Here is a 19,970-nt window from a genome sequence, read left to right as displayed (position 1 = left end):
CACAGGGCGCGGTCTAGTCACACAGCGTGCCGGAACCCGCGGTCTGGCCGGGGAGTCAGGGCATGGGCCCCCGGCCAGACCGCGACACAAGGCCTATCCGGGCGACACCGTCCCGATCATGTCCCGCATGCAGCCTGAGCAGCCGACACGCACCCGCGTGGCTCCCTCGGCATCCACGCTGCAGCACGCCCGTAAGGGCGTCATCTCCCGGGACGCCGCCAACGTCGCCGACGTCCTCCTGCGAGCGCCGATCACCGAGCGCCGCAACGCCTTCAAGCACAACCTGACCGCCCGCGAGCGCGCCGTCGTGATGACGGAGGTCGAGCGCGCGACCGGCTCTCTGTACGGCCTGTGGCGGGACTCGCCGTCCGGGTTCGTGGAGGACGTCCTCGGCGAGAGCCTGTGGTCCAAGCAGCGGGCCGTCCTCGACGCGATCGTCGACCACAAGCGCGTTGCTGTCCCTGCCGGATTCGGCGTCGGGAAAACGCACCTGGCTGCGCGTGCCGCCGTGTGGTTCACCAACGTCTACCCGGTCGGCACGGCGCTGTGCATCACCACCGCGACCCGCTTCCGGCAGGTACAGCGGCAGCTCTGGCCGCATATCCGCAAGGTGGTCCCCCGTGCCGGCCTGCCGGGCTACTGCGACACCGTCCAGTACAAGATGCCCGATCCGTACGGCAACGACTTCGTGGCCGCCTACGGGTTCTCCGCCCCGGCCAATGATGAGGCGGCGATGCAGGGCATCCACATGCCTCACCTGCTACTGATCGTCGACGAGGCGGGCGGTATCGCGCCGATGATCGGCCACGGCACCAACAACTTGCTTACCGGCGGGCATGCGGCGATGCTCGCCATCGGAAATCCAGCGATGGACGATCCGGCCAGTTGGTTCGAGGAGCTGTGCATCGAGGGTGGCGACCCGGGCGAGCCGACCACGACCACCATTCCGATCTCGTCGCTCGACTCTCCGGCCATCACGGGCGAGTTGGCGCCGTTCTGCACGGACTGCCCCGCGGGCGTCGCCCGGCACTCGCTCGCCGAGCACATGCCAGACCAGGACTGGGTGGATCGCACGATCCGCTCGTACGGTGAAGATCACCCGTACGTGATCGCCAAGGTCTACGCCCGCTTCCCCAGGAGCGGCGGCGGCATCGTCGTCCCGCCGAGCTGGGTCGAGGCCGCCATGACGTACGAGGACCCGACCGGCGACGGCTGGCACCGCCTGTGCGACCTCGGCCTGGACAGCGAAAGCGCCGAGCACACCGTCCGCGACGGAGCCTGGGTCCGCCTCGGCATCGACATCGCCGCGGACGGTGGCGACGAATTCACCGTGTACCGGGTGGTCGGGGACGCGGTCGAGTTCCGGCACGCCTCGGCTGGCGCCGCGAACGACAACCAGGTATCCGTCGCGGAGAAGGTCCTCGAGGAGATCCACGCCGCGCAGCACCTCGCCGAGGCTCTGGGCTCCCCGCACCCCGTACGCGTCAAGGTCGACCAGAACGGCATCGGCCACGGCGTCGTGTCCATGCTGGAGCGCTGGGCCGAGACCGGCCGCCACCATGCACAGATCGTCGGCGTCATGGTGTCGGAGTCTCCGAGCCAGGACGACCCCGGCGCCGTCATGCGGCCCTGGCGCAAGCGCGACGAAATGTGGCTCGCCACCCGGTCGCTGCTCCAGCCCGACCCGTCGTCGGGCCGCGGGCGGCTGCGGCTCCACGTCGACAAGAAGGCCGCCGTGCAACTTTCCACACCCAAGCTCCTGGCCCGCACAAACGGCTTCACGGAGGTCGAGAGCAAGAAGGCGATGAAGGCCCGCGGCATGAAATCGCCGGACCGCGCCGAAGCCGTGCTCCTGGCCCTGTACGAGCCGGAACCCCTGCACGCGCCGCGCCGCCGTGGCCTCCTCAACTAAGGAAATGCGCATGGCCGTGAGTAGATTCGGAAACGTGGACGACTCCCCCAGACGCCTGGACCCGACGGTGGACACGGCATCGGCCGCGATCATCCTGGGGTGCGCGCCGCGCCAGGTCGGGCCGTGCGTACGCTGCCGCGGCCTCACCGCCCGGTATGGAGGGAAAGCTATACCGGTCTGCCCGGCCTGCAGGGCGAAGGACCCGGGCTCCGCAGCCCGACCATAGGCAGTCCAGGCCAGTGCCTGAGAAGGGAGCACCCCTGTGGCGATCGACGTCATGCAAGATGAGGACGGCGCCGAGTACACCGAGCGCGTGCCGGACACGGAGCCGGAGGCAGAGCCGTCGTGCTGGGCTCACCACAGCAACGCGTGCGGTTGCTCGGAAGAGGAGCAGGAACGGCTCATCCGCCCCGTAGCGGGTGAGCGGTACTCGACGGAGCCGCCGTTCCCGCCCGGCGGACGACGCTCACCGTGCGATCTCGACCTGGAGCCGTCCACATGGTGACCACCGAGGCGGGTTGAACCGTGGGCCCGGTGTCAGGCGTCGCGCTACCCTCCCTGCCATGGCGGACCCTTTCCTCGCAGCCCTCGACCAGGCCTCGCGCACTGTCGTCGCGCGCGTTCGCGGTGAACTCCCCGTCGCGGCGCCCGCCCAGCAGGCGCCACGATCGAGTGGCGAGATCGCGCACTACACGTGCTGCGACCCGAACTGGGGGCTGTGCGGTCTCAACCTGAGCGACGCGCCGTCCGCGGGTGATGGGGAACAGGAGTGCGTCGTCTGCGCCGACCTCGACCGGGCGCTGATGAAGTGCCCGCTGTGCCCGAGTGAGCGGGGTGCTGCCTGATGGCGCTCAGCGGGGAATGCACGCGGGATGATCCAGGAGATGCGCCTGCCGGTGACCTGGGCCAGCAGCAACTCGCCGATGCCGCCGGGACGCTTCCGCAGGGTCTGGTCCTTATGAGCGTCAGGGCGGCGGTGGAGGATATGCAGTCAGCTCTGTACCGGGAGACAAGGTCCGCTCGGCTGCGGGCACAGGGCTGCGTCGTACCCGGGTAACGATGCGTGCAGGACCGTCCGAGAACGCCGAAGGGCCGCCGGAATGCCTCGCGCCTGGCGGCCCTTCAACTGCCTGATCAGGCGACCGGGTACGAGCCCGTGACCGTGATGATCTCGGCGTCCTTCGCGCCTTCGGCATCGCCGTAGACGTAGGTGATGTTCTGCACGGCGCCGCCGTCGGACGTGCCGCTCACGCGGAGCCGGTCGATCTGCGATCCGTCCGAGCCCGCATAAATCTGTGCCTCGCCGCTCCACACGCCGTGGTCGGCATCGCGGCCGTCGAAGCTGAGGTTGAACACGTAGCGCACGCCCGCCTTCGCGGGCTTCGGCAGAGTCAGGCCGAACCCGCCGCTGGACGCCGCGTTCGTCTCCCTCTTCGCGACGATCTGCGCGGTGAACGTCACCACTCCGCCGGCTTCGACATACTCGCCCGTGCCGACCGTGCCGTTCACGCCCTTCACGTTCGTCAGCTTCGGGGTCCACTGGGTCATGGGAAAGGTCCTCCTGGATTGCGGAACCTGCCAGGTGTGGCAAGCCCGCGCACTGTGGAGGACCCCTCCCCCTTGCGTCACGCGCTCATGAGCGGCGGCACCCCAAGGAGGTCCACGGTCTACTGGACGGGGTGCTCGTCGAGCCAGTCCGAGAGGTCGTGCGCCGACCCGAGCACCGAGGGCCTGTTGCTGAACGCGTCCTCACCGAGGGCCATTCCGTCCTCCATCTTGTCGAGGAGTGCGTACGCCGGGGAGTAGAACTCCGGGCCGGTCCTTTTATCGGCGTTCATCGCCTTCCGTAGTTCCCGCGCGGGTTTGGCGACATCTTTCATCTGCTCCCAGCAGGCGCCAGTGGCCTTCGGGCAGCCGTCGGCAGCGTCGAAGTCGGCGACGGCGTCCTGGAACGTCTTCGTGGCCTCGGCCACGCTCGGCACCTTCGGCTTCGCAGACGGCTTCTTCTGCGCTTCCTCCTCGCCGCCGCAGGCACTCGTCCCCATCACCACGGCTGCGAGCAGCACGCTGGCCGCGGTTCTCCCCCACGTTGATCTCCCCATAGCGGATGATCATGGCATCCTCGGACTTGGCAGCCCGGCCCCGGGCCCTTTCGCCGGGCCCCTCGGTCACTTCCGCTTCTGCTTCCCGCCACCGAACAGACCCTGTAGGGCCCGCGCGGCGACCGCGACGCACAAGGCGCACGCCCCGGCGGCTATGAGCGCCACCACCAGGCCCACGAGCAGCATCACGGCGATCGTCGCCGAGGCGAACCCGATCGCCACGTACCGGCCCCAGCGGTCTGACTGCTTCACGATGATCTGCTGCACCGGCTGGCCGCCGTGCCCGCACTGGCATGCGGCGGGCAGGCTGGCGTGGTACTGCTCGGCGGGCAGGTGCCGCGCCATCTGCTGATAGGGGTGGACGTTCGTCGGGTACACGGGCTTACCGGGCAAGGACGTTCTCCTTCGGGGACGGGACGGTGTCAGGGGTGGGGGTGTGCTCGGCGGCGGTGAGGGCGTAGACCTTGGCGCGGCCGCGGGTGCCTGAGTCGTCGACCCAGCCCTTCGCGACCCACTGGGAGACGGGGCCTTGTACCGAGGTGCGGTGGCCCGCGAGGCCCTGGGCGACGGCTTCCTGGAGCGTCAGCCCTTCGGGCCCGGCCTTCTGCAGGGCCTCCCACAGCGCGAGCCGGTTGTCCGGAATGCGCGAGCCGTCCGGGAACGTGGGGACCGCGCGCAGCTGCGGCCGCTCGAACGGCGCTTCCGGGGGCGAAGCGGGAGTGCCGTCTCCTGGCCCTCTGCCGTTGGGGCCGCCCGCGGGTGCCGTGGGCTCCAGCAGCATGCCGTCTGCGGCGACGCCGCCGAACTCGGCGATGGTCGCGGCGATGTCCTCGTCGGTCGGGTAGTACGCCCTGCGTTCGAGGGGCGCTTTGTGCGCGCTGTCGCGGGAGGCGATCATCAGCTTTCCCGGCAGGTTCAGCAGGTCGAGCCGCCAGCCCTCACCGTGTGCGCCCACGCCGAAGATCAGGTTGGTTGCGGTCGGCTCGGTGACGCCCAGGCCGATACGGACCTGGTACTGCTGGCGTGCGTCGGTGGAGTCGCCGAAGACCTTCGCCGACGGGGACTGCGTCGCCTCGACGAACATGATCGCGGCGAAGCGGGCGAGCTGCTTGAGGGATTCCAGTTCCTTGGCCAGGTCCGGGGCGCGGCGGATCAGCTCGGCCAGCTCGTCGATGACGATGAACCAGGCCGGGCGGCCGTGCTTGGCCGGGTCCCACTTCCGCACCGGGACGCCGGTCTCCCGGCGCCACTGCGACATCAGCTCGCCGCGTTCCTTGATCTCCTGGCGGACCATGGCGAACAGGGCCTTGGCGCGGTCGACGGAGTCGGCCAGGGCCAGCGCGCACGGCTCCCAGGGTCCCAGCTCGACCGCGCCGGGCTTCATGTCGACGAGCAGGACCTCCGCGTCCTGGCAGGCGGCGAGGTTGCCGAGGATCACGTTGAGGACGCCGGACTTGCCGTTGTCCGTCGCGCCCGCGACGAGCACGTGGTTGTAGAGCGGGTGGAACCCGAACCGGGTGCCGTCCGGGGACAGGCCGAGCGGGAGCCATTCGGTGCACGACGTCATCGACGGTCCCGGCCAGGCGATGGTCTCGGCGAGCGGGTCGCGGACCTGCATCTGCACCAAGAGCTGGTTCTCCCGTTCGCCGACGCGGAGCCGCATCGTTCCGGGCAGGTCGAGGTTGGCCGCGAGCTGCTTCTGCTTGGAGATCACGACGGCGGCGGAGGTGTTCTTGCCGGGCGGCAGGGTCACCACGCAGTTCCAGCCGATCTCGGTGAACACGATCCGGGACACGTCCTGGGCGGGGATGCCGAGCGCCACGAGGGCGCGGCGCAGAGCCGTCTCCTCCTGGGTGTCGCCCGTGACGCCGGGCGTGCCGACATTGACGCCCATGGAGTCCGGCAGGCCACCGTTCTTCGCTGCCTTGATCTGGAGGTTCATCCGGTCGTGACGGGACTTCACCAGCCACGGCACGTAGAGGCCGTACGCGCCGATCATCGTGACGCCGGTCGCGATGAAGGAGGGGACGGACGGGCCGAGGGCGGCGCCGAGCCAGGCATCGACGGACACCACAGTGCCGCCGAGACCGACTGCGGCGGCCTTGGTGTTCTTGTGCTCCAGGCCCTTGGCGCACAGGGCTGCAGTGGCGGCGGTCGCCAAGCCGTAGCCGGTGTGGTCAGCCCGGCCGGGGCCGGTGGCGTGGTGCCACCAGGACAGGGCGGTGAGGCCGAACGTCGCGGCGACCGGAGCCAGTTCGTAGCGCAGGCGCCCGCACCAGCGGCACGCGGCGATCGACGCGCCGGCCACCGCGGCGGCAGCGCGGCGCAGTCGGGTGTCTTTCATCGGGGGCCTTCCGCGGAGGTGACGTGACGAGGGAGGCGTGAAGCCCTGTCGGGCACGTCACGTCACCTGGGGAAGGCAACGAGGAGGGTACGCGCGAACATCGCGGGGGGGGGCCTTTCGGTTCGGGTCTGTGCAGCGGTTGCTCTCCGCCACAGGGGTGGGCCCTGAGCCCGTATTCGATTAGATGATCACTGTAACTCGGGGGTCCGACATGCGGCTCTGACGCGGACCGCCTTTCCCCTTCTCAGGGGCCGTCGACCGTTCGGCGTCCCGCCTCGTACCCGCGGTCCCACGCGTTCTTGACCTCTCGGCGTGGGATCTCGATGAGCCAGGGCACCAGGGCCTCCGCGAGGTATCGGTACTGCTCGCCCCGGACGGTCACCTCTCGCTCCGTCTCCTCTAGTCCGGCGTCCCCCTCCATGGCCCGGCTGATGTAGTCGGCCAGGGCCTCAACGCGAGGATCTTCGCGGCTGGGCTCATCCGGCGGGGGTACCGACACCAGGACCTGGGCGAGGTCCGGGTGCCGGTCGGACGGGCCGACTCCGTCGAGGTGGCCGTGCAGCTCGAGATTGAACCAGCCCTCTGGCGGCTGCCGTTGCCCCATGAAACGGGCGCTCGATGACTGCGCGCTGATCTCACCGCTCAGGTGACGCACGGCGCATCCACCGTCGCGTTGATGATCGTCTCGGCCTTGCCGCGGCAGTCTTGGCACGCACTGGTGAGACTGCCGCAGACGGCAGCCGCGAGAGCGTCCAGGGCGCCGGTGCCAGCGATGTTCAGCAGGCCGGGCGCCTTCCGTGTACACGAGCGGCACGAGCGTGTCTTGCCCTCGCGTCGGCCGCATGCGATCAGCGCGACCTCCCGCAGCAGCTCGGCGGACGGTGTGGTGGGCGTGCTCATGCGCGGGCCCCCTTGGGGGACTTGGGTTTGAAGTGGGCGATCAGCTTCAGCTCCGCTGCTCCGGCTTGTTCGTACACATTCGTCTCCTGGCAGTACGAGCAGCGGTACGCGGCGAACCAGCGCAGCGGCTTGTCCTTGGACAGCGGGTTGCCCTGACGGCCTCCCGCCATGACGCACGGCCCGGCGTCGCCGCACCAGTCGCACGCCGATGGGCCGTGCGACAGCTTCGGCGCGTCGATCCATTCAGACCACAGGATCGGCTGCCCGCCGTACTCGGGCGGCAGGCTCGGCGCGGTGTACGTCGGCAGGTCCGGGACGGCCCACAGGCGACGAGCGCCCTGATGGGCGTCGGGCTCTGGCAGCCGCTCGGTCTCGCCCGCAGGTGAGAGGCCCGGGTCCGGCTCGCCTCGAAGCGCTCGAAGGCACGGCGGGCAGAGCGCCCTTTCGTCGACCGGCCCCCTCCAAGGGCGCACGCCCGGGGCGGACTCGGCGTCCGGGGCGCACTCGACCGGTACGGTGAACATGGCCGCGGCGGGCACCTGAGCGCCCTCGACTGCGACGTGCAGTGCCATGCCGCCCGCCGCGCGCACGATCGTCCGTCCGGACCAGATCGGGACCGCTGTCTCAGCGGTGAGTGCGCCGATCAAAGCAGGGTTCCGTCAGCGCCGTACAGGAACGACCGCTCCACCAGGAAGAAGTGCCCACACCGAAGGTCCGCGACGACGTACCGGGGGTTGGCGCTCCACAATGTGAATGCGTGTACCCCTCGGCAAGCAGGGCATGGGGTGCTGCGGCCGCCGGGCAGCATCTCGTAGCGCTTGAGGCGCTTGGGCAGGATGACTCCGGAGGCGTCAACAAGGTCGCGGGCAGCTTTCTCAGGCAGGCGGATGTACACCACCTGCTTCCACTCAGCCCAGGCGGCGGAATCGTCCACAGGTGTGGATATGTCGAGCATGGTGCTCATGGAGGGGCATCTCCTTGGTAGGCGCTGTGAGGGACAAGCCCTCACGCACCTTTACGTCCGATCGCGAAATCTGTTACACCCGAGACCGTTTTCGCAGGTCAGACAACGTGCTGGGCAAGCTCCACGATCACGAGGGACATCCGCGTCCCGCCGGTCTTCACAGGCGGCCCCATCTCTGGGTACGGACCGAGCAGGTGGTCCGAGTTGTCGTCAGGGAGGAGCCCAGCGTCAACCAAGCCGTCCACGTACGCCTTCGCGGTCGGCGCCCAGTTCCCCGGATCACGCTTCCGCTTGATCGGTCGGGGGTGGAGTACGTAGTACACGACGGCCCTGTCCAGCGTCGGCAGTCGCTCGGCGCGCGCGGTCGCCATCGCCTCATGGCGGAGCCGCTTCTTCAGCCGGTACTCGGCCATGTAGTGAAGGCGCTGGTTGCTCGACAACAGCTCGCCGTACGGCATGAGCAGCACCCACGAGCGCCCCGCGCCCGGCAGGCCCGCGATGGCCGTGGCCAGGTTGGGCGGCTCCGGGATCGAGGGCAGCGGAGGAGGGCTCGCCCTGCTGGCGCTTCGCGACGTCCGTGCCGGCGACCGTGCCGTGATGGCCTGCCGCGCGGCGAGCCGGGACCGGATTCCCGCGAACTCCTTCTTCTCCGCGCGGTGCGCCATTGATCGCTCCTCACCTCGGTTCAGGTCCGCCGACGAGACGGGCCCAGATCAAGGAACGGCACGAAGCCGGGCTTGTGACATGCGTTCGGGTCGGGCGGGAGCAGCGGGACGTTGCGGCCAGAGTTCCGCGCTTCAGGTACGGCGGCCCCTGGCGGAAGCCTTCACGGAGTCCGCGCCGTCTCCGCCCTCTCCACCTCCCTCCACCGTCGCTGACGCCCCCATCGGAGACGCAGCCGGGGCGCGGGGAAAACGACCTGCGTGATGGCCTCGGCGCGCGCGGTCTGTGCGGCGGCCCGTCGGGTGTCCTCGGGGAGTTCGATCTCGCGGATGCGTGCGAGGAGCTCTTCGAGGCTGGTGAACATCGGGGGTTGGGCCCTTCATCAGGGCGCACGCAAGCGTGCGCCCTGGGCCCGTACAGTCACCAGAAGCGGGTGTTCACCCTGAAATGACCGCTATGTGATCCTTTCGAAGGAAGCGCCACGCCCGGCCGGACGAGGGACGGCGGTCACCAGTCACCGGGGTCCACCAGCGGGATGCCGATGAGGTGGTGCAGCATCTCCGCCCCGGCGATGTAGCCGGGCCCCCACCGCCGGAACGTGCTGCCGTAGTGGTCATCTGAGGGGTGGTGGAATCGGGAGATGATCCGCCACACGGCGACCACGGGATCGCTGGTGTCGGCGAGGCCGTGGCCAGCGGCGGTGAGGCGGGCCTGCCAGTGGGCGGTGCGCTCCTGGGCGTGCACGCCCGGCCCGTACAGCTCGTCGGCCATCCCCCACGCCACCTGCTCAGGGGGCAGGTTCTGCTCGGCGGCGAGCAGGTAGAGAGCGGTCGCCAGACCAGCCGCGCCCTCCGCGATCAGCACCCCCTCATTGGCTATGTCACGGGCCTGGAACGGGTCCTCCACCAGACCGATGACCTGCTCCCAGGCCTCCAGCCATAATCGGGGGCCGCCCTTGGCCTGCCAGTCCCTCATCTGCTCTACGACACTCAACAACGCCTCTCCCCTATGTCATTCGGTCGTGTTCTTCCGCCCCGCCTGACTCGGCCCGCGTACTGGTTGCGGTTGCCAACATCGGCCATGGATCGGGGCGCAGAGGCGGCCCGCAGCGAGGACTGCGGGCCACTTCAGGGCGTGCGGCAGGGCTCGCTGCCCTCTCCCGGGTCAACGCGTTCTACCGGTAGGGGCCCGCGCACGGGCCGGACGCGTTGCTCCTGTTCAGGTGTTGTCGCGCAGGTGCCATTGGACGGGGTGGTACACCGGCTCGTCGGCCTCGGTGCGCTCGAAAACGGTGCGGTAGTCGGCGATGGGGGGCTGGCCGAGGTCGGTCCACTGCTGCACGAGGGCGGTGAGGTCGTCGGCGATGGCCGTGTCGCCGACGTGGTGGAGGTGGCCGGTGCGCTGGATCCAGGCGGTGCCACGGCCGGGGTCGTGGAGGCAGGCCATGCCCTGGGCGGGGTCGATGCCGTCGATGTAGGCGCGGGTGGTGCGGCCGGTCTGGGCACCGAGGTGGAACCACAGGTCGTAGTAGGCGTCGCCGTCCAGGACGGGGCCGGTGTTCGTGCGGGTGAGGAGGTCCTGGGCGGGCAGGGGTTCGGTCAGGGCCGGGGTCTGGCCGTCGGGCCAGGCGTACAGCGGTCCGGCCGCCGACATGAAGTCGCTGGACATCACCCCGCGGCCGGTGAGCCGCTGCCCGTCGCGGTGGACGGCGAGGGTGGGGTGGAAGCCGCCGTGGGCGACGGGGACGACGATGAGGCCGTCGTCGGTGAGCTGGTCGAGCCAGTGGGGGGAGATGCCGGTGACGCCGCAGGTGACCACGATCCGGCCGTAGGGGCCCCTGGCCGGGTGGCCGAGGTAGCCGTCTGCTGTGAGGGCGGTGACGTTCTTCTCGCCGGCCCGTTCGGCGGCCTGGGCTGCTTCGGTGACGATGACCTCGGAGACGTCGATGGTGACGACCTCAACGCCGGTGATGGCGGCGATCAGGGAGGCGTTGTAGCCGGTCCCGGCCCCGATCTCCAGGACCTTCATGCCGGGTGCGAGCTGGAGGGCTTCGAGCATGGCGGCAATGACGCGGGGCTGGGAGGTGGAGCTGTAGCGTCCGGCGGCGTCGCTGCTCTTGGGGACGTGGGTCATCAGGGCGGTGTCGCAGTAGATACGGCCGAGCAGTTCGTCACCGGGCTCGGCGGGGACGGGGACGAAGCGGCCGCTGGTGTAGTAGCCACCGGGCAGGAACAGGTGCCGGGGCACGGTAGCGAAGGCCCGTTCCACCGGAGTGGTGCGGATCGCGCCGCGCTCGCGCAGGGCGGCGGCGTAGGCGGCCATGCGGGCGGTCAGAGACGGGTGGGCGCTCTGGTCGGTCACGGGGTTCCTCCGGGTGGGACGGCCAGGGTGGTGGTGAACGTGGCGATGTACGGGGGGTCTTCGCCGACAGGGGTGCCGTCGGCTTCGACCCATGCGTGGGAGGTCAGGGGCGGGAAGCGCACGCCGCTCTTCCAGGTGGGCCAAGTGCCGCTGAGGCGGCACAGCAGGGCGGTGGCGATCGAGCGGGGCAGGCAGCCGTAGCCGCTGCCGCAGCGCGGGCTGAGAGTCGTCACCACCGCGCGGGCCCGCGCGGCCTGGTCACCGGTGGCGGGTGCGGCCCGGCGGGCGAGAACGGCCAGGAGGCGTCGCAGCCGCTCCGGGCGGGCGGCGAGGGCGGCGGTGACCAGGTGGGCCGCCCCGACGGCGAGGTGACCGGTGATCTGTTCGGCGCGGGTGAGGCGGACGCGTTCGGGCAGGGCGACGAGGGTACTCACCGCGCCTCCAGCAGCCGCAGGCCAGCCAGGCTGGCGGTCAGTACATGGACGTCGGTGGCCGCCTGGTCCGCGCTGATGCCGTAAGCGGCGACCAGGGCCGCGGCTCCCTCTTGTTCGCTGTGGCCCAGCAGGGCATCAAGGGCGGTGGCGGCGGAGACGTTGAGGGCGAAGTAGCCGCCCGTGCGGGTGTTGAAGAGCATCGGCGAGCCGTCGGCGTCTATGCGTTCGACGCCGCGGGCGAGGCGGTAGGTCATGCGCGCTGGCCTCCTAGCGGTCAGGGGTGGGCGGCCCGGAGCCACAGCTCCAAGGCGACGGTCTCGGTGATGAACGCGGGCGCAAGGCGACGGGTGGCGGCCTCAGCCAGGTTCTGGCAGAGGACCTTCTCGTCGATCAGCCCGGCCTCGCCCAGGGCGGACCCGTGGAAGAGGTCGGCGAGTTCGCCGTAGTGGGCCGCGAGGCCAGCGTGGATCTCGTGGTTGTAGTGGCCCTTGTCCCGCCGGATCAGCAGACCGGGCGGGGCGAGCGGGGCGACAGCCGCCGTCAGCAGCGGCTTGGGCGCCCAGGGGTCGGTCCGTTCCTCCGGCAGCGTCGCCAGGGCCGTCTCGATCACCGCCCGGTCCAGGTAGGGGAAGTGTCCGGGCACCCCGGCGACGTGCATCGCGTCCCGGTACAGGCCCGCGCGGCGGGCGACGGACCGGATACGTGTCACCGTCCCGTGTGTGGCGATGTCCCCGCAGACCGGCTCAGCCGCCTCCGCTGCGACCAGCAACTCCTGCCGCAGATCACGGATCACCTCGGGTGCCGTCCACGGCGGAAGGCGCGGTGGCGCCTCCCAGCCAGCCAGGGCGGCCGCCGGGCTGGCCGGGGCGGTGAGATGGTCGGCGCCCCGGATGAGCCACTGCCGATAGGTACCCGCCGTGGCCGCCGCCCGTGCCAGGCTCAGGCTGCTGGTGCGGTTGAGGGCCGCGTGCCCGCGCAGGTGCCACCACGCCCGGTGGACACTGCGGGCAGCGGCCCGAGGCAGGTAGGACAACGGGGCCAGGAGAGCTTCGTCGCCGCCCTGGCCGTTGAGGTGCGCGCCGCTTCCCCGCTCGGCCAGCACCCGCAGGGTCTGGCGGAAGCGGGCCGCCGAAGCGGCGAACGAGGCGGGCTCTGCCAGCGCGAACTGCGAGCCCTGAAGGTCCTGGAAGATCCGCGGATAGCCGCCGGGGTCCAGGACCAAGTGGTCCACCCCTTCCAGCAGCCCGGCTGTCCGGCGGGCCCACCGCTCATCGGGGTTGTCCGCCGCCCGCGAGCCCACGGTCACCAGCACGGTGGTGGCCGCCGGGCGGGCGCAGGCGGCCAGGGCCGCCAGCGCCGCCGAGTCCAGCCCGCCCGACAGTTGCACACTCGCCACCGGCACCGAGGCCACCCGGGCGGCGACCGCCCTGGCCAGCGCCTCCCGCAGCCGCTCAGCCCCGGCATCGAGCGGGAGAACCGGCTCGGGCGGCGTCCAGTAGCGAGTGACGGCCACCGGGTGAGACGGGCACAAGACGGCCTTGGACCCCGGAGGGACCGGTGTGACGCCCTGGTACGGACTGCGGCTGAACAGCAGCGGCGACGGCGCGCTCGGAGCCAGCAGCCGCAGGGCCGCCCACCGCCCGTCCACTCCCGTGCCCGCCGCGTCCGCCAGAATCTGCGGGCTGTTGGACAACGCCCACACGCCCTCGACGCACGCGTAATACAGCCGGTTCAGACCCGCAACGTCCCCCCGCGCACTGCGCACGCCCCGGCGTGCGGTGATCAGGTAGTAGCTGCCGGGCAGCGCGGCCAGCTCCTCGTCCTGGCCGGACTCGGTCGCCCTGGTGGCCAGGTCCCGCAGGCGGGCGGTGCTGACCGCGCAGGACCCGATCAGCACCGCCTTCAGCGGACCGGCCGTGGCCGTTCGCAGTTGCTTCCCCCACCCGGATGCGATCAGCCAGGGCCGACCGGACGTGTGCTTGAAGGTGCGGGCCGCCTCCTGCCCCGCCAGCCGCCGGGCCAGCAGCCCGGCGGCGTCGTCATCGGGCAGAACGCAGAACCAGGGCGGCCTGTACGCACCGGCCGCCTCGGTCACGAGCGGGGGGTCGGCGCGAACTCGGGCGTGTAGTACTGCCCGGCATCCGAATCGTCGCTCTGCCCGATGCTGACGTCCCCGAGGGTGTCGGCGGCGAACGAACCCACCGCCACCACCTTCGGCGCCTCGTACGCGGACGAATCCGCCGCCTGCTTGCCGCTGGTCACCTTGCTCATAGCCACTCTCCTGTTGTGCCGGTGGCAGACGACGTCGTCCGCCACGGTGGCCGCCCGGCCGGTCGGCCGGGCGGTCGTGCAGGGTGGTGCGGCCTGACCGGCCGGGTCCCAGCGGGATGTCACCGGCGGGGCAGGAGCTTAGCCAGGGCCGACTGTCGCCACGGTAAGTGCGTTGCTGCGGCTGGCGATGAGCTTGTGCACGCGGTTCCTCCCTGTCGTCGGCTGCGAAAGGAGCCAGGGCTCACGAGAGGGTGTGGCCGCAGTCGCCGCACAGCCACTGATGGACGGGGTCCAGGGCGCCATTCTCGTCGAGCGGGCGGAACATCGTGCCGCCGCGCTCCGGGCACTCCCGGGACGCCGTCTGCTCGCCGTCCGGGCCAGCGGCCGGCATGGCCGCTCAGGCGGTGATCTTGCGCAGGAGGTCCTTGTTCACATCGGCGTCGTGACCGAGGCTGAGGGTGTTGCGGGGTACGGCGTTGAGGGCGCGCAGGGCCATCCACTCGGGGCCTTCGGTGCCCTGGGGCAGCAGTCCGAAGACGTCGGGGTAGTGGGGGTCGTCGGTGGTGACGAAGTCGTCGTAGCCGACGGGCCGTCCGCCGTCGGCGACGGTCGGCTGAAAGGCGGGCTCCAGCGTGGGGTAGAGCAGACGCCCGGCGATGCCGCCGCCCTTGGTGGGCAGGACGAGCAGGTCCCCGAGCTGCCGGGGGTGGAAGTGCGGCTTCAGCTCACGGCCACGGGCGTCACGGACCGGAGTGCGCCGTTTGTGCAGGAGCGCGTCGATGACGTAGGCATCGGTGGTGGGGAACAGGTTGGTGCCGGTCTTCACCTTCCAAGCCACCGTGTCGTACAGGCCGCAGGCATCGAGGAGGCCGAAGCCGATCGCGGCGGCCGACGGCCAGGACAGCACGCTCACGCCGTACGGGCCGGGCTTGACGAACACCTTCCCTACGGAGACGAGGTCCCCGCGCCCGGCGTGGACCAGGTGAACCGCGGTGGTGGACTTGCCCACGCCCTTGGGGCCGAGGGCCAGGACGGCCTTTCCGTCCTGGGTGGCGACGGCCGACGCGCGCAGCAGGGACCAGCCGGACGCGTAGAGCTGGGCGCGAGCACGTTCGCGGGCCAGGCGGGCGGCGGCCAGCTCCACGTGGAAGGGGTCGGCGCCGACAATGCGTAAGGCGCCGCCGGGGGTGTAGCGGTAGGCCAGGTGCCGGTTGACCTGGGCGGCCAGGACGTCACCGTTGGAGGCGTGCCGGTAGGTCATGGGGACGCCGCCGTACATGGCGGTCGCCACGGGCCGGGTGCAGGCCTGTTGGGTGAGGTCGTCCAGGTCGTCGGGGTTCACGTCGGCCTGGACGAGGGGGCCGCGCTGCTGCTTCTCCTCCTTGGCGTACCACCAGGAGCCGAAGTAGGCGCGGAGCCACTGGGTGACCTCGCGCCGGTTGGAGGTGACGGTCACGTAGCCGGTGGCGGCTCCGCTCAGGATCAGGCAGGGGCTCATCGTGCGTGCCTTTCGGGTGGTGGCAGGGTCCGCGGTGGAGGGGGTCCGGCGCCCGGCGCGCGGCCCGCGCGCACGGGGAGGGGGTGGTGCAGCCGGGGGCCGGACCCCGGCTTTTCACGTGCCGCCGTGCTCGGGGGGTGCGGAGGCGGCGTAGCGGGCGGTGTAGTCGGTGGCCTTCGCGAGGAGGCGCAGGTGTCCGGCCGGATCGCCTCCCTTGGGCAGCGGGGCGAGAGCGGCACGGGCGTCCTGCACGGTCGCGGTCGCGATGTCGCGCTGGTGACCGGGCGGGAGGGCGTGGGCGTAGCGGTCGGCGGCCGGGGCGAACAGGCGGATGTGGCCGCGAAGCCGCGCGCGCAGGGCGTCTGCGGCTTCCCCGGTCGGGCGCCCGGCAGCGAGGGCGAGGGCGAGGCGTACGTCCCGGACGATGTCGTCCCACGTCGGCGTGGGCGCGGTGGCGGGGCTCACCGGAACGCCTCGTCGTGCTGAAGGTGGTAGGTACACGCCAGGTAGCGGGTCCACCAGGCGATCCGCTCGGCGTAGGCGCCCATGTCGAAGCCGCTCGTGCCGATCTGGTGGAACTGGTTGAGGACCTTGTGCGCGGCGACGAGCCTGCGCTGGACATCCAGCTTCGGTGACTCGGCGAGGTCGGAGCTGGTCAGCCACGTCAGGTCGGCGACGAGCCGGTTGACGCACTCGGTGAGCCGCTGGCCTTCCAGGAGCCGGGGAGCTTCGAGCGCGCGTGCGGCGCGGGCCAGGACGGCATCGACGTCTTCCCCGGTGAGGCTGGGGGTGCCCGTCACGGCGTCACCGCCAGGCACCGGGACGCGGGCGCGAGCTGACAGCGTCCCGCGCGGGCCCGGCGGGGTGTGAACGGCGCGTGGCGGCGCGCGGAACGGACGCCGGACGGCCGCCACCGCCCAGATGCCATGTCACTGTGCGTAGTCGCTTTGGGGTGCGCGGGGGGAACGCTCACGACGAACTCCTGACTGGGGGATCACAAGGGATCACAGTGACGGCGGGGCAACGGCCACCCCGCCGCGAACCGTGCGGCGGGGCGCCGTGCCCCCGGCCCGCACCGTCGACTCATCCGGCGTGTGACGTCCCGATGCGAGGAAGCGCAGGCAGGCGCAAGGAAGGCGGAGCCGTTCGGTGGCAGCGCTTGAGGCTTGGCGCTTGACCACCACGCCCTCCCGGCATCAACTACGGTGCTCCTGTGGGGCGTTCACGCGCAATCGAAACCCAGAGTGAAATTGCTGTCGCCGGGGAATCGGTATATGACAGGGCGTGAACCGGTCTCCACGCAACGTGAACCGGAGTCCACACACCGTGAACCGGCGCCTTCTCGGCCCGCACCGGCACTGTCATCATCAGAACCGGACGCGCAGGCTCAGGCACCGGGGGGGAGGCGAGGCATGGCGGCGAACACAGGAGCGACCTTCCTTCGACTCACGCTCGGCGCCGAACTCGCGCGCCTCCGTGAGAAGAAGGGACTGTCTGGTGACGAGGCAGCGCGGGAGACGGGCTGCGCCCCGTCGACCATCAGCAAGATCGAGCAGGGCACCACCGGCTTTCGACTCATCAGCCAGTTCATCAAGCTCTTGGACGTGTACGACGTCGACGACGACGGCCAGGAGCTGCTCGTCGACTGGTACAAGAACGCCAAGGGCAACGACTGGTGGACGCCGAACTCGTCTGTCTTGCCCTCGGGCATGCCCGCATACCTGGGGTTCGAATCGGGAGCCACGAAGGTCAGCCCGTGGTGCCCCAGCGTGATCTACGGCCTGCTTCAAACCGAGGCGTACGCCGAAGCGCTGATGGAATCAGCAAAGGCGGCCGACGAGACCACAACCGACTTCATTGAAAGCTCGGTTCAGGTCCGCATGAACCGAAAGAAGCGGATCACGGAAGAGGGCCTGGAACTCGACTGCATCATGGATGAGGCCGCGTTGCGGAACATGGTCGGCGCTCGAGAAATCATGCACCGACAGTACGAGGAGTTGGCGATGCTCTCGCAACTCCCGAATGTATCTGTGCGGATCATCCCGTGGTCGGCTCGTGCCTACCGCGTAACTGCGGGGAGCTTCACGGTCATGGACTTCGACCGCACGCAACTGCCAGGTCCTGTGGTTTCCACCAGCACCGTCTCGCACACAGTGCAGGTGGTGTCGAAGCTGAAGGTCGTCAAGCGGTTCGCGAGGCGGTTCGACTTCCTCTCTCGCAGCGCCGTGCCCGACCACGAGATCCCACAGTTCCTGGAAAGACTCGCACGAGAGGTCTGATCTCAACCCATGCACACAGCCAGCAGCCGCACGTTCGGGGAGTGGTTTAAGTCCTCCTACAGCAGCGAAGGTGGAACGGAATGCGTCGAGACGTGCCCGCTCCCAAACGCTGTCCGCGTTCGCGACTCTAAGCAACTGCACGAAGAAGGCCCGGTCGTCACCTTCACGTCGGCCGCATGGTCGTCGTTCACTAGGGGCCTGGATTCAATCGGGCGAAGGGATACGACGTGACTCTCGCTACTGGCCGCGCCTTCAGTGACTGGTTCAAGTCCTCGTACAGCAGTGAGCAGGGCACTGAATGCGTGGAGGGACAGTGGTTCAAGTCCTCGTACAGCGACGGCGGAACCCCCAGTTGCGTCGAGGCGTACGCCGCTCCCGACATGCTCCGCGTCCGTTATTCGAAGCAGAACGACGAGGGCGGCTCCGTTCTCGCGTTCTCCCTGACGGCCTGGTCGGCGTTCGCTGGTCACGTCGGGAACGTGGCTCGCCCCTCGGCATAGGAGGGGCGAACCACTGACCAACGACCCTATCCACCAGGTCCGACACGGGTAGGGTCGGAACACGGAGGGGTCGCTCCCTGCACCCCTGGGAGCGGCCCCTCCTCCATGCGCTCGCCCCGCCCGCCCAGGTGGGGCGTACTGCCCGAAATCCGCGCGGGGAATCCCGTCCCTGACCTCATCGGTCGTCCAGTGGCCGGGCTCAGGCTGGGCCGGCGTCGATACGCAGCCCCCACCAGCACGGGCAGTACTTCAAGACCCTAGGGGTTGCCCAGCGCTCGCTACGGCCCCCACCGAAGCCTGCGAGCAGTGTTCACAGGATTCTCCTACCCAGCGGGCAGTTCTCGCCCGTACGCTCCCAGGCAGAGCGCACGAACCGAGGAGCCCGTGATGAGCGAAGACCAGCCCTTTGCCGAACGCCTCAAGACCGCACGGAAGATGCGGGGCCTGTCGGCAACACAGCTTGCGCAAAAGGTCGCGATCTCTCCCAGCTACCTCCGCAAGATCGAGTCCGGCTCACGCAAAGCACCCGCCCGGCTCGTCCTCGACTTCGCCAAAGCCCTCTACGTGGGCCCGGAGGTACTGACCGGCCAGCCGTACTACGGCAACCCCGAAGCCGAAGACCGAATTCAGGCCGTCGTCCCCGAGCTGCGGCGCCTTCTGCTGTGCTACGACTCCCCGGACGACCTCACCACCCGCCCGCGGACTCTGCCTGTCCTGACGTCCGAGGTCGACCAGATCGCCGCCCTGCGCCGGGACGCCCGCTACGCCCCCATGGGCCCGCTGCTGTCCCCGGTGGTCACGGAGTTGACCCACATCGCGCTCGGCGGCAACGGCAACGGTGGCGAGGAGCAGCGCAGGGCGTTCTGGAATCTCGCCCGCGCCTACCGGGCCGTGAACAGCCTTGCCCACAAGATGGGTCACCACGACCTGTCGAACACGGCTCTGGAGCGGGTCCGTTGGGCCGCTGACCGTTCCGGTGACCCGCTCATGCAGATCACCGCTGGCTACCTCGTCACCGGAGCGATGCTCCGCACGGGCGCCTACGGCCCGGCCCGGCGCACGCTCATGGAGCTGCGGGAGGAGCTGGAGCGGCAGATGCCGGAGCGGTCGTTCACCGCTGACGGTCTGGCCCTGGACGGCGCCCTAGTCCTCAAGCTCGCTGTCGTCGAGGCCCGCTGCAACAACCCGGAGCGGGCACTGGAGTACCTGGACGAGGCCGAGCAGATCGCGGCGCTGGGCGGGAACACCGATTCCCTGGCGTACGAGATGTCGTTCGGTCCCACGAACGTGAAGATCCACCGCGTTCACGCGCTCATCGACACCTGTGACACCGAGCAGGCCCTGGCCCGCCTGACCGAATGGGGCGACGGGACGACGGACTGGGCGCCGCCGTCCAGCACGGTGGGCGAGCGGTCCTCGCACCACTTCATCGACACCGCGCACGCACGGCTCAGCGAGGGCGACCGCCACGGCGCCTTCGCGGACCTGCACAAGGCCCGGAAGATCGCCCCGAACCACACCCGCTTCCACCCCTCCGCACGCGACACCGTGGCCGCGCTCGTGCGCCAGGACCGGCACCCGTCCGACGAGTTGACCCAATTCGCCCACTGGCAAGGCGTGTTGAGCGTCTAGCGGTTGTCAAGGGGTCGCGGCGAAAGTTCCTGTGGACAGTCTGTCCCCTCACTGTCCCGACCGGTTTGGAATGGTCTCTTCACACCGCTAATCGGAGCGTGTGAGGAGAC

26 protein-coding genes are annotated in these 19,970 nt (G+C 70.1%); 7 read left to right on the top strand and 19 right to left on the bottom strand.

Translation table 11 applies throughout. The annotated features are described in order from the left end of the window. The first annotated feature begins 118 nt into the window (after positions 1-118). The 3 genes from ACFWZ5_RS28110 (at position 119) to ACFWZ5_RS28100 (ending at position 2,757) form a co-directional block, all read left to right on the top strand. Positions 119-1,912, top strand: a complete 1,794-nt coding sequence (locus ACFWZ5_RS28110; protein ID WP_384891510.1) for a hypothetical protein — start codon at positions 119-121, stop codon at positions 1,910-1,912. A gap of 262 nt (positions 1,913-2,174) precedes the next feature. Then, entirely contained in the window at positions 2,175-2,417 is a 243-nt protein-coding gene (locus tag ACFWZ5_RS28105) for a hypothetical protein (RefSeq protein WP_384891508.1), read from the top strand. A gap of 58 nt (positions 2,418-2,475) precedes the next feature. Further along, positions 2,476-2,757: a hypothetical protein gene (locus ACFWZ5_RS28100; RefSeq protein WP_384891505.1), complete on the top strand. Its 282-nt coding sequence runs from the start codon at positions 2,476-2,478 to the stop codon at positions 2,755-2,757. Positions 2,758-3,046: 289 nt separating this feature from the next. On the opposite strand, the gene ACFWZ5_RS28095 is transcribed toward ACFWZ5_RS28100, so the two are convergent. From ACFWZ5_RS28095 to ACFWZ5_RS28005, 19 genes are all read right to left on the bottom strand, one after another. Continuing rightward, positions 3,047-3,460 carry a hypothetical protein gene (locus ACFWZ5_RS28095; protein WP_384891502.1) on the bottom strand — a complete coding sequence of 138 codons (414 nt, stop codon included), beginning with the start codon at positions 3,458-3,460 and terminating at the stop codon, positions 3,047-3,049. Between the two features lie 119 nt (positions 3,461-3,579). Next, complete coding sequence (locus ACFWZ5_RS28090; RefSeq protein ID WP_384891499.1) at positions 3,580-3,978, bottom strand: hypothetical protein; 399 nt, start codon at positions 3,976-3,978, stop codon at positions 3,580-3,582. A 102-nt stretch (positions 3,979-4,080) separates the two neighbouring features. After that, the gene (locus ACFWZ5_RS28085; RefSeq protein ID WP_384891496.1) at positions 4,081-4,407 is read right to left on the bottom strand and encodes a hypothetical protein; all 327 of its coding nucleotides are present in this window, start codon (positions 4,405-4,407) and stop codon (positions 4,081-4,083) included. Next, a complete protein-coding gene (locus ACFWZ5_RS28080; protein WP_384891493.1) occupies positions 4,397-6,358 on the bottom strand; it encodes an FtsK/SpoIIIE domain-containing protein in 1,962 nt (653 codons plus the stop codon). The genes ACFWZ5_RS28085 and ACFWZ5_RS28080 overlap by 11 nt, the downstream gene beginning before the upstream one ends. Positions 6,359-6,602: 244 nt before the next feature. Continuing rightward, positions 6,603-6,962, bottom strand: a complete 360-nt coding sequence (locus ACFWZ5_RS28075) for a hypothetical protein (RefSeq protein WP_384891490.1) — start codon at positions 6,960-6,962, stop codon at positions 6,603-6,605. A 38-nt stretch (positions 6,963-7,000) separates the two neighbouring features. Continuing rightward, positions 7,001-7,258 carry a hypothetical protein gene (locus tag ACFWZ5_RS28070; protein WP_384891488.1) on the bottom strand — a complete coding sequence of 86 codons (258 nt, stop codon included), beginning with the start codon at positions 7,256-7,258 and terminating at the stop codon, positions 7,001-7,003. Continuing rightward, positions 7,255-7,905, bottom strand: a complete 651-nt coding sequence (locus ACFWZ5_RS28065) for a hypothetical protein (RefSeq protein WP_384891485.1) — start codon at positions 7,903-7,905, stop codon at positions 7,255-7,257. Before ACFWZ5_RS28065 ends, ACFWZ5_RS28070 begins: the two co-directional genes overlap by 4 nt. Continuing rightward, positions 7,902-8,222, bottom strand: coding sequence for a hypothetical protein (locus tag ACFWZ5_RS28060; RefSeq protein ID WP_384891482.1), 321 nt, complete (start codon positions 8,220-8,222; stop codon positions 7,902-7,904). Before ACFWZ5_RS28060 ends, ACFWZ5_RS28065 begins: the two co-directional genes overlap by 4 nt. Positions 8,223-8,320: 98 nt before the next feature. Then, on the bottom strand, positions 8,321-8,887 hold the full coding sequence (locus tag ACFWZ5_RS28055; RefSeq protein ID WP_384891479.1) for a hypothetical protein: 567 nt from the start codon (positions 8,885-8,887) through the stop codon (positions 8,321-8,323). Between the two features lie 505 nt (positions 8,888-9,392). Next, entirely contained in the window at positions 9,393-9,860 is a 468-nt protein-coding gene (locus ACFWZ5_RS28050) for a hypothetical protein (protein WP_384891476.1), read from the bottom strand. A 243-nt stretch (positions 9,861-10,103) separates the two neighbouring features. Next, positions 10,104-11,246, bottom strand: coding sequence for a protein-L-isoaspartate O-methyltransferase (locus tag ACFWZ5_RS28045; RefSeq protein WP_384891473.1), 1,143 nt, complete (start codon positions 11,244-11,246; stop codon positions 10,104-10,106). Beyond that, positions 11,243-11,680, bottom strand: a complete 438-nt coding sequence (locus ACFWZ5_RS28040; RefSeq protein ID WP_384891469.1) for a lasso peptide biosynthesis B2 protein — start codon at positions 11,678-11,680, stop codon at positions 11,243-11,245. The genes ACFWZ5_RS28045 and ACFWZ5_RS28040 overlap by 4 nt, the downstream gene beginning before the upstream one ends. After that, the gene (locus ACFWZ5_RS28035) at positions 11,677-11,934 is read right to left on the bottom strand and encodes a PqqD family protein (protein ID WP_384891466.1); all 258 of its coding nucleotides are present in this window, start codon (positions 11,932-11,934) and stop codon (positions 11,677-11,679) included. The genes ACFWZ5_RS28040 and ACFWZ5_RS28035 overlap by 4 nt, the downstream gene beginning before the upstream one ends. 20 nt (positions 11,935-11,954) lie before the next feature. Further along, positions 11,955-13,775, bottom strand: coding sequence for an asparagine synthase-related protein (locus ACFWZ5_RS28030; protein WP_384891463.1), 1,821 nt, complete (start codon positions 13,773-13,775; stop codon positions 11,955-11,957). Continuing rightward, positions 13,772-13,951: a lasso RiPP family leader peptide-containing protein gene (locus tag ACFWZ5_RS28025; RefSeq protein ID WP_384891460.1), complete on the bottom strand. Its 180-nt coding sequence runs from the start codon at positions 13,949-13,951 to the stop codon at positions 13,772-13,774. The genes ACFWZ5_RS28030 and ACFWZ5_RS28025 overlap by 4 nt, the downstream gene beginning before the upstream one ends. 241 nt (positions 13,952-14,192) lie before the next feature. Further along, a complete protein-coding gene (locus ACFWZ5_RS28020) occupies positions 14,193-14,342 on the bottom strand; it encodes a hypothetical protein (RefSeq protein WP_384891457.1) in 150 nt (49 codons plus the stop codon). Positions 14,343-14,348: 6 nt separating this feature from the next. Continuing rightward, the gene (locus ACFWZ5_RS28015; RefSeq protein ID WP_384891454.1) at positions 14,349-15,449 is read right to left on the bottom strand and encodes a hypothetical protein; all 1,101 of its coding nucleotides are present in this window, start codon (positions 15,447-15,449) and stop codon (positions 14,349-14,351) included. 114 nt (positions 15,450-15,563) lie between these two features. Continuing rightward, positions 15,564-15,914 (bottom strand): DUF6415 family natural product biosynthesis protein, encoded by a 351-nt coding sequence (locus tag ACFWZ5_RS28010; RefSeq protein ID WP_384891451.1) that lies wholly within the window; start codon positions 15,912-15,914, stop codon positions 15,564-15,566. Next, positions 15,911-16,249 carry a hypothetical protein gene (locus ACFWZ5_RS28005; RefSeq protein ID WP_384891448.1) on the bottom strand — a complete coding sequence of 113 codons (339 nt, stop codon included), beginning with the start codon at positions 16,247-16,249 and terminating at the stop codon, positions 15,911-15,913. The genes ACFWZ5_RS28010 and ACFWZ5_RS28005 overlap by 4 nt, the downstream gene beginning before the upstream one ends. A 612-nt stretch (positions 16,250-16,861) precedes the next feature. Here ACFWZ5_RS28005 and ACFWZ5_RS28000 point away from each other — a divergent pair. From ACFWZ5_RS28000 to ACFWZ5_RS27985, 4 genes are all read left to right on the top strand, one after another. Further along, on the top strand, positions 16,862-17,728 hold the full coding sequence (locus ACFWZ5_RS28000) for a helix-turn-helix domain-containing protein (protein WP_384891445.1): 867 nt from the start codon (positions 16,862-16,864) through the stop codon (positions 17,726-17,728). A gap of 9 nt (positions 17,729-17,737) precedes the next feature. Then, a complete protein-coding gene (locus tag ACFWZ5_RS27995) occupies positions 17,738-17,959 on the top strand; it encodes a DUF397 domain-containing protein (RefSeq protein WP_384891442.1) in 222 nt (73 codons plus the stop codon). Next, on the top strand, positions 17,956-18,228 hold the full coding sequence (locus tag ACFWZ5_RS27990; RefSeq protein ID WP_384891440.1) for a DUF397 domain-containing protein: 273 nt from the start codon (positions 17,956-17,958) through the stop codon (positions 18,226-18,228). The genes ACFWZ5_RS27995 and ACFWZ5_RS27990 overlap by 4 nt, the downstream gene beginning before the upstream one ends. 387 nt (positions 18,229-18,615) lie before the next feature. Next, complete coding sequence (locus tag ACFWZ5_RS27985) at positions 18,616-19,860, top strand: helix-turn-helix domain-containing protein (protein ID WP_384891437.1); 1,245 nt, start codon at positions 18,616-18,618, stop codon at positions 19,858-19,860. Positions 19,861-19,970 lie beyond the last annotated feature (110 nt).

This window comes from Streptomyces sp. NPDC059003, from assembly GCF_042740445.1.
In the GTDB taxonomy this organism is placed as follows: Bacteria; Actinomycetota; Actinomycetes; order Streptomycetales; family Streptomycetaceae; genus Streptomyces.
This window is presented reverse-complemented; position numbering and strand designations above follow the sequence as displayed.

What these genes read in the sequence shown, in the direction of transcription:
- ACFWZ5_RS28110 (WP_384891510.1), top strand. Translation starts at nt 119, where the DNA reads ATGTCCCGCATGCAGCCTGAGCAGCCGACACGCACCCGCGTGGCTCCC.
- ACFWZ5_RS28100 (WP_384891505.1), top strand. Translation starts at nt 2,476, where the DNA reads ATGGCGGACCCTTTCCTCGCAGCCCTCGACCAGGCCTCGCGCACTGTC.
- ACFWZ5_RS28095 (WP_384891502.1), bottom strand. Translation starts at nt 3,460, where the DNA reads ATGACCCAGTGGACCCCGAAGCTGACGAACGTGAAGGGCGTGAACGGC.
- ACFWZ5_RS28080 (WP_384891493.1), bottom strand. Translation starts at nt 6,358, where the DNA reads ATGAAAGACACCCGACTGCGCCGCGCTGCCGCCGCGGTGGCCGGCGCG.
- ACFWZ5_RS28075 (WP_384891490.1), bottom strand. Translation starts at nt 6,962, where the DNA reads ATGGGGCAACGGCAGCCGCCAGAGGGCTGGTTCAATCTCGAGCTGCAC.
- ACFWZ5_RS28070 (WP_384891488.1), bottom strand. Translation starts at nt 7,258, where the DNA reads ATGAGCACGCCCACCACACCGTCCGCCGAGCTGCTGCGGGAGGTCGCG.
- ACFWZ5_RS28060 (WP_384891482.1), bottom strand. Translation starts at nt 8,222, where the DNA reads ATGAGCACCATGCTCGACATATCCACACCTGTGGACGATTCCGCCGCC.
- ACFWZ5_RS28055 (WP_384891479.1), bottom strand. Translation starts at nt 8,887, where the DNA reads ATGGCGCACCGCGCGGAGAAGAAGGAGTTCGCGGGAATCCGGTCCCGG.
- ACFWZ5_RS28050 (WP_384891476.1), bottom strand. Translation starts at nt 9,860, where the DNA reads ATGAGGGACTGGCAGGCCAAGGGCGGCCCCCGATTATGGCTGGAGGCC.
- ACFWZ5_RS28035 (WP_384891466.1), bottom strand. Translation starts at nt 11,934, where the DNA reads ATGACCTACCGCCTCGCCCGCGGCGTCGAACGCATAGACGCCGACGGC.
- ACFWZ5_RS28025 (WP_384891460.1), bottom strand. Translation starts at nt 13,951, where the DNA reads ATGAGCAAGGTGACCAGCGGCAAGCAGGCGGCGGATTCGTCCGCGTAC.
- ACFWZ5_RS28020 (WP_384891457.1), bottom strand. Translation starts at nt 14,342, where the DNA reads ATGCCGGCCGCTGGCCCGGACGGCGAGCAGACGGCGTCCCGGGAGTGC.
- ACFWZ5_RS28015 (WP_384891454.1), bottom strand. Translation starts at nt 15,449, where the DNA reads ATGAGCCCCTGCCTGATCCTGAGCGGAGCCGCCACCGGCTACGTGACC.
- ACFWZ5_RS28000 (WP_384891445.1), top strand. Translation starts at nt 16,862, where the DNA reads ATGGCGGCGAACACAGGAGCGACCTTCCTTCGACTCACGCTCGGCGCC.
- ACFWZ5_RS27995 (WP_384891442.1), top strand. Translation starts at nt 17,738, where the DNA reads ATGCACACAGCCAGCAGCCGCACGTTCGGGGAGTGGTTTAAGTCCTCC.
- ACFWZ5_RS27985 (WP_384891437.1), top strand. Translation starts at nt 18,616, where the DNA reads ATGAGCGAAGACCAGCCCTTTGCCGAACGCCTCAAGACCGCACGGAAG.